General features: G+C 69.7%; 6 protein-coding genes. 2 read left to right on the plus strand and 4 right to left on the minus strand.

Annotation, left to right across the window (positions count from 1 at the left end; translation table 11 throughout):
- Position 1 precedes the first annotated feature (1 nt).
- Genes ACFXMV_RS19025 through ACFXMV_RS19040 form a run of 4 tightly spaced genes read right to left on the minus strand, consistent with a single transcriptional unit; the run spans position 2 to position 5,223 of the window.
- Positions 2 to 1,921, minus strand: a complete 1,920-nt coding sequence (locus ACFXMV_RS19025) for an acyl-CoA dehydrogenase (RefSeq protein WP_378500233.1) — start codon at positions 1,919 to 1,921, stop codon at positions 2 to 4.
- Positions 1,922 to 1,955: 34 nt separating this feature from the next.
- Positions 1,956 to 3,152 (minus strand): fumarylacetoacetase, encoded by a 1,197-nt coding sequence (gene fahA / locus ACFXMV_RS19030; RefSeq protein ID WP_378500232.1) that lies wholly within the window; start codon positions 3,150 to 3,152, stop codon positions 1,956 to 1,958.
- Entirely contained in the window at positions 3,149 to 4,033 is an 885-nt protein-coding gene (locus tag ACFXMV_RS19035; protein ID WP_378500231.1) for a hypothetical protein, read from the minus strand. The genes fahA and ACFXMV_RS19035 overlap by 4 nt, the downstream gene beginning before the upstream one ends.
- On the minus strand, positions 4,030 to 5,223 hold the full coding sequence (locus ACFXMV_RS19040) for a homogentisate 1,2-dioxygenase (RefSeq protein ID WP_378500230.1): 1,194 nt from the start codon (positions 5,221 to 5,223) through the stop codon (positions 4,030 to 4,032). Before ACFXMV_RS19040 ends, ACFXMV_RS19035 begins: the two co-directional genes overlap by 4 nt.
- A gap of 133 nt (positions 5,224 to 5,356) precedes the next feature.
- Here ACFXMV_RS19040 and ACFXMV_RS19045 point away from each other — a divergent pair, with 133 nt between their 5' ends.
- Positions 5,357 to 5,782 (plus strand): winged helix-turn-helix transcriptional regulator, encoded by a 426-nt coding sequence (locus ACFXMV_RS19045; RefSeq protein WP_378500229.1) that lies wholly within the window; start codon positions 5,357 to 5,359, stop codon positions 5,780 to 5,782.
- Between the two features lie 52 nt (positions 5,783 to 5,834).
- On the plus strand, positions 5,835 to 6,164 hold the full coding sequence (trxA, locus tag ACFXMV_RS19050; protein WP_378500228.1) for a thioredoxin: 330 nt from the start codon (positions 5,835 to 5,837) through the stop codon (positions 6,162 to 6,164).
- Positions 6,165 to 6,313 lie beyond the last annotated feature (149 nt).

A 6,313-nucleotide genomic window follows, 5' to 3' on the forward strand; every position in this document is an offset into this window, starting at 1 on the left:
CTCACCCCTCCAGCATCGCCGCACCCAGGGTCGACTCCGGCACCGCGAACCCCTCGATCAGCGCGAGGGCGTGCGGGCGCAGGGTGCGACACCGCTCGTTGACGCCGCGCGTCACGGCCTTCGCCCGCTCCACCGACAGGTGCCGGTGCTCCATGAACCAGGCCTTGTCCTCCTCGATCACGGTGAGCGCGTAGAGATCACAGAGGTCTCCGAGCAGGTCGGTGGTGGCGTCGTCGGCGCACGAGTCGATACCCGCGACGAACGCCTCGAGCACCACCCTGTCGATGTGTGCCTCGGCCGCGCGCAGCACGTGGTCCTGGACGGAGTTGAAGGCGTCGAACGGATCGGCCTCACGCTTCTGCGCGCCCTGCAACCGCCGGGCCGCGGTGGAGAGCAGGTACTCCTCGCGGTCCTCGAACATCTTGAGCTGGGTACCGCGGTTGAAGAGGCTGCCCTCCTCCTCGTTGTCCTTTCGGGTGTCGAGGATGGTCTGGATGATCTGCTGTGCGGCCGTGCGCTTCTTCACCACATCGCCGACGGTGGTCGCCGCGAACCGCATCCAGTCGACCGGGCTCATGCCGCGGACCTCGTCCGCATAGCCGGTGAGCAGCTCCTTCGCGACCAGCTGGGTGAGCACGTGGTTGTCGCCCTCGAAGGTGGTGAACACGTCGGTGTCCGCCTTGAGTGCGACCAACCGGTTCTCGGTGAGATAGCCGGCGCCACCGCAGGCCTCGCGGCATTCCTGGATGGCGCGGGTGGCATGCCAGGTGTTCGCGGCCTTGAGCCCGGCGGCCCGGCTCTCCAGCTCACGCTGCTCCTGCGGGTCCACCTCGGACGAGCTCTGGATCTCGTGCAGTGCGGAGACCAGCTCGTTCTGTGCGAAGTGCAGCGCGTACGACTTCGCGATGAGCGGCAGCAGCCGGCGCTGGTGCACCAGGTAGTCCATGATCAGGACCTCGTCCTCGGACCTGGGCTTGTCGAACTGCCTGTGCTGCAGGGCGTACCGGGTCGCGATGCTCAGCGCCACCCGGGCCGCGGCGCCTGCCGCGCCGCCCACCGTGACGCGGCCGCGGATCAGGGTGCCGACCATGGTGAAGAACCGCCGGTTCGGGTTCTCGATCGGCGAGCTGTACGTGCCGTCCTCGGCGACGTCGGCGTACTTGTTGAGCAGGTTCTCCCGCGGCACCCGGACCTGGTCGAAGAGGATCCGGCCGTTGTCCACGCCCGGCAGGCCCCCCTTGTGACCGCAGTCGGAGGTGGTGATGCCGGGCAGGTCGTCGCCGCGCTCGTCGCGGATCGGGACCACGAAGCAGTGCACCCCGCGAGACTCGGGCTCCTCGCCGGGCGCCGCGGTGATCAGCTGCGCGAACACCGTCGCCATCCGGGCGTGCTGGGCTGCGCCGCCGATGTAGTCCTTGCGTGAGGACGGCGTCGGCGAGTGGATCACGAATTCCCCGGTGGCGGGGTCGTAGGTCGCGGTGGTCTCCAGGGCCTGCACGTCGCTGCCGTGCCCGGTCTCGGTCATCGCGAAGCAACCGAGCAGGTCCAGATCGATCAGCGGCTTGACGTAGGCCTGGTGATGGCGAGCGGTGCCGAGGTTTTCGATCGCGCCACCGAACAGGCCCCACTGGACGCCCGCCTTGACCATCAGCGACAGGTCCGACATGGCCAGCATCTCGATGCTGATGACCGCGGCGCCCACGTCGCCGGTGCCGCCGTGCTCGGCGCTGAAACCGTTGGCGGCGTAGCCAGCCGCGGTGAGGGCCTGCATCTGCTCGAGCGCCTTGGCGCGGGCGGCGGCGAGGTCGGGCGTGAAATGCGGCGCGAACTCGGGGCGGGTCAGGTCGGAACGGACCTTCTCGCGCACCTCCTGCCACTGTCCGTCGAGGGTGGTCCGCAGGTGATCCGCTGTGGTGGCCATGGTCCCGACCGTAGCCGCTGCGGCGCCGGGTGTCTCAGTGTCTCGGGACCGCGGGTCGGATCGTTCCCGTCACGCTGCCGAGCCCGAACCGGCCGCCGGACGGTGAGGGTGCGGTGGCCGAGATGGTCACCACGTCGCCGTCCTCGAGGTAGCCGCGGGTGCTGCCGTCCGGCAGTGCGATCGGTTCCCGGCCGTCGGTGGTCAGCTCGAGCAGCGAGCCGACCCGATCGGGCTCGGGACCGGAGACGGTGCCAGACGCAAACAGGTCCCCGGTCCGCAGGCCCGCACCGTTCGAGGTCAGGTGCGCGAGCATCTGCGCCGGTGACCAGTACATCCCGCGGTAGGGCGGTCGGGAGACGACGTGCCCGTTGAGTGTCACCTCGAATTCGATGTCCAGTCCCCAGTTCTCGCTATCCCTCAGGTAATCGAGCGGTTCCGGGTCCTGCACACGGCTGGGCAGTCTCGCCGCCTCGAGCGCGGCCAGGGGCACCACCCACGGCGAGATCGAGGTGGCGAAGGACTTGCCGAGGAAGGGGCCGAGCGGTACGTACTCCCAGGCCTGCAGGTCGCGGGCCGACCAGTCGTTGAGCAGGACGACGCCGAAGACATGATCCGCGAAATCTGCGGTGGGGACGCAGGTTCCGAGGGCGCTGGGGGTGCCGACCACGAAGCCGAGCTCCGCCTCGATGTCGAGCCTGCGGCTCGGGCCGTCGGTGGGTGAGGCCTCCTCCTGCGCCTTGCGTTGGCCGGTGGGCCGCACGATGTCGGTGCCCGACGGCACCACCGTGCCTGCGCGGCAGTGATAGCCGATCGGCAGGTGCTTCCAGTTCGGGGTCAGCGGCGGGCCGTCCGGCCGGAACAGGCGACCGACGTTGCTCGCGTGCTGCTCGGATGCGTAGAAGTCGACGTAGTCCGCGACGTCGAACGGCAGGTGCATGCTGACTTCGTGGACTGGGTGCAGGTAGGGCCGGACCCGCTGCCGATGGTCGGGATTGGTCACCAGATCGATGATCTCCGCCCGAACCTGGGCCCAGCGTTCGCGGCCGAGCGCCAGGAAGGCGTTCAGGGTGGTCGAGCGCAGCGCGGCCTCGTCGACGACGGAGGTGAGGTCGAGAACCCGGTCGCCGATCGCGACGCCGATGTGCCGGTGCAGGGCGCCGGTGGAGAACACGCCGTAGGGCAGCGGCTCGATCGGGTAGTCGCTCGTAGGAATACCGTCACCAGAGGTCATGTCGGTTCCCCTCCCAGCCCGAAAGTTCCTGGGCCGCAGCCCGATCGGGTGGGTGCCAAGCCGAGACGCACCGCCTCGAGCATCGGGGTTTCGGTGTCGCACGACCCGAAGCAGGTCAGCACGGCCCGCGCGGGAGCCGGGTCGTGCAGGGCGCGGGCGGTCGACCGCAGCCGGTCCCGGTCGTCGTCGGCCAGCACCGCGGCGGTGTCCGCGACGGACCCGGATCGAGCGGTACCCGCGGCCAGGACCAGATTCAGGAAGCCGTGATGGGCGATCCCCGTCGACGGGTCGGTGCGCCGAATCGCGTGGTGCAGGCCGGCGGTGGCCTTGGCGGGGATCCCCGAGCGCGCGGCCGCGACCAGCGCGGAGGCCAGTTCGACCGGCGTCGGAAACAGTTCGGGCCCGCTCCCGCCGCAGCGCAGCTTCACCCCGAGCGCCGCCGCGTCCTCGGCCCGGCGCTCGGCCAGCGCCGAGATCAGGGTGGGGGCATCGGTGACCGTCGCGGGCTCGAGGAACAGGGGGACCGCCGCGCCCTTGGCGGCGTCGATCAGGGTGGCGAGGGCGCCTGCAGTCTCGTCCGGTCCCGCGGGCAGCGCCGCCTCGATTCCGACCAACTCGGCGCAGGGTGAGCGACGCAGCGCCGCGACGGTGTCCGCGAGCGCAGCCGCGTCGACGGTGACGAGCACGGCGAACCGGTCGTCGGCGTCGAGATGCGTGAGCAGTTCGGGCACTCTCGACGCGGGGCACACGAACCGGTTCGTGAGCATCGGTTGCCCCGACGCGGTGTCGCGGCGATGGCGCGACACCGCGGCCGCCATGTCAAGCGCGCCGGGTTCGAACAGGCCGGCGTCGTCGACCAGGTGCGCGAGCAGCGCGGTCATGACGACGGCCCTCGGCCAGACCAGGACCAGGCGTAGGCGGGATCCTCGACGGACAGTCCGCCCTCGCCGAGCGCGAGCGGCCGGAAGGTGTCGACCATGACCGCGAGCTCGTCGAAGAACTCCGCCCCGAGGCTGGCCTCGACCGCGCCAGGCTGAGCCCCGTGCGCGATTCCGCCCGGGTGCAGGGAGACCGAGCCGCGGTCGATGCCCGACCCCTTGCGTGCCTGATAGTCGCCGTCGACGTAGAACATCACCTCGTCGGAATCGACGTTGGAGTGGTGATACGGCACCGGGATTGCCAGGGGGTGATAGTCGACCTTGCGCGGCACGAAGTTACAGATCACGAACCCCGTGCCCTCGAACACCTGATGGGCGGGCGGGGGCTGGTGGACCCGGCCGGTGATCGGTTCGAAGTCCGCGACGTTGAAGGTGTACGGATACAGGCAGCCGTCCCAGCCGACCACGTCGAACGGGTGGGTGGCGAAGACCAGACGGGTGCCGACGGGTCCGGTGGCGCCACGGTGCTTGACCAGCACCTCGACGTCGATGGCGTCGCGCAACTGCGGCTCGGTCGGCCCGCGCAGGTCGCGCTCGCAGTAGGGCGCCTGCTCGAGCAGCTGGCCGAATCGCGACAGGTACCGGCGGGCCGGCCCGATGTGGCTGCTCGATTCGATTACGTACGCGCGCAACGGTTCACCGGGGTCCGGCAGCCATCGATGTGTGGTGCCGCGGGGGAGCAGGACATAGTCGCCGCGGCGGGCGCCGAGCGCGCCGAACACGGTCTCGACGGTGGCGGATCCGGCCTCGACGAACACGCACTCGTCGCCGACCGCGTTTCGGTAAAGGGGTGAATCCTGCTGCGCCGCAACGTAGGAGATTCGGACGTCGTCGTTGCCGAGGATGAGTCGCCGACCGGTCACGGCGTCGGTGTCCATGGGGGTTCCGAGCAGTTCGTGCAGCTTGAGGTGCCTGCATCGGAGCGGGTGGTTGGGGGTCAGCGTCTGGTCGGGGGGTTCCCAGGTCGTTGCGTCGACGATCGCCGACGGGGTGCCGCGGTGGTAGAGCAGGGCGGAATCGGACGAGAAGCCCTCCTCGCCCATGAGTTCCTCACCGTAGAGGCCGCCGTCGGGCGCGCGGAACTGTGTGTGCCGCTTCGGTGGCACCTGGCCGACCTGGCGATAGAAGGGCATGGCGGTTCCTCCGGACGACGCGCTGCGGACCGGCCCCGCTCGGCCCTCGATGTGATGCGGATCACATCTGCTGTCACTATATCGCCGCACAGTAGTGGCGCCTGAGCTAAGTCCTAGGTCTAGACTCAGCACCGTGACTTGCACCCTTTCGGAGACGCTGGCCGTGATCGGCGAGCGCTGGGCATTGCTGATCGTTCGCGAGGTCGCGCTCGGTCTGCGCCGCTTCGACGAGCTCCGAGCCGCGACCGGCGCGCCGCGCGGGGTGCTGTCCGACCGCCTACAGCGACTCATCGCCGCGGGGGTACTGGCCACCAGGGACTACCAGGTTCCCGGTAGCCGGGCGCGGTCGGAGTACACCCTCACGGAGGCGGGCCTGGACCTGTTGCCGGTGCTCGCCGCATTCTCCGACTGGGGGGAGAAGCATCTCGCGGGAGGGGCCCAGCCCGAGGTCGTCTACCGGCACACCGGTTGCGGCGGCCGGGTGACCGCACGGTTGGTGTGTGAGTGCGGCGGCGACGCCGATGCACACGAACGCGTCATCGCCCAGGTCAATCGTTGAACGCTCAGGCAGCTGTGCTCAGGCCGGCTGGACTCAGACAAAGGAGTGCTCCATGTCTCTCGTAACCACCACCGACGCCGCGTTCGCCGCGGACGTGCTCTCGTCCGGGACGCCGGTCCTCGTCGAATTCGGCGCGGCCTGGTGCGGCCCGTGCAAGATGGTCGCGCCGGTGCTCGAGCAGATCGCCGCGGACGAGGCGGGCCGCCTCGCGGTCGTCGCGATCGACGTCGACGAGAACCCCGCGACGGCCAAGGAGTACCAGGTGAAGGGCATGCCGACCATGGCGCTGTTCGTCGGCGGCGAACTGGTCACGACGGTGGTGGGCGCCAAGCCTCGCGCCGCGATCATGCGGGCGCTGGAGCCGCACCTGTCGGAGGCCTGAGCGCAGCTTGCCGCCGAGCGTGCAGTTGCTGGGGCATCGGCCGACGCAGATTCATATGGTCAGAGCAACAACTGATCATGAGGGGGTCGGCCGGTGGGATTGGCGCGTAATCGGAAGTTGTTTCGGCTCGTGTGTCGGGGTGCGACGCA

Origin of the sequence: Rhodococcus sp. NPDC059179 (genome assembly GCF_042754885.1) — a bacterium.
Taxonomy (GTDB): domain Bacteria; phylum Actinomycetota; class Actinomycetes; order Mycobacteriales; family Mycobacteriaceae; genus Rhodococcus_G.

Bases quoted from the DNA above. Each gene is read 5' to 3' on its own strand.
- trxA (WP_378500228.1), top strand. From the start codon at position 5,835: ATGTCTCTCGTAACCACCACCGACGCCGCGTTCGCCGCGGACGTGCTC.
- fahA (WP_378500232.1), bottom strand. From the start codon at position 3,152: ATGACCTCTGGTGACGGTATTCCTACGAGCGACTACCCGATCGAGCCG.
- ACFXMV_RS19035 (WP_378500231.1), bottom strand. From the start codon at position 4,033: ATGACCGCGCTGCTCGCGCACCTGGTCGACGACGCCGGCCTGTTCGAA.
- ACFXMV_RS19025 (WP_378500233.1), bottom strand. From the start codon at position 1,921: ATGGCCACCACAGCGGATCACCTGCGGACCACCCTCGACGGACAGTGG.
- ACFXMV_RS19040 (WP_378500230.1), bottom strand. From the start codon at position 5,223: ATGCCCTTCTATCGCCAGGTCGGCCAGGTGCCACCGAAGCGGCACACA.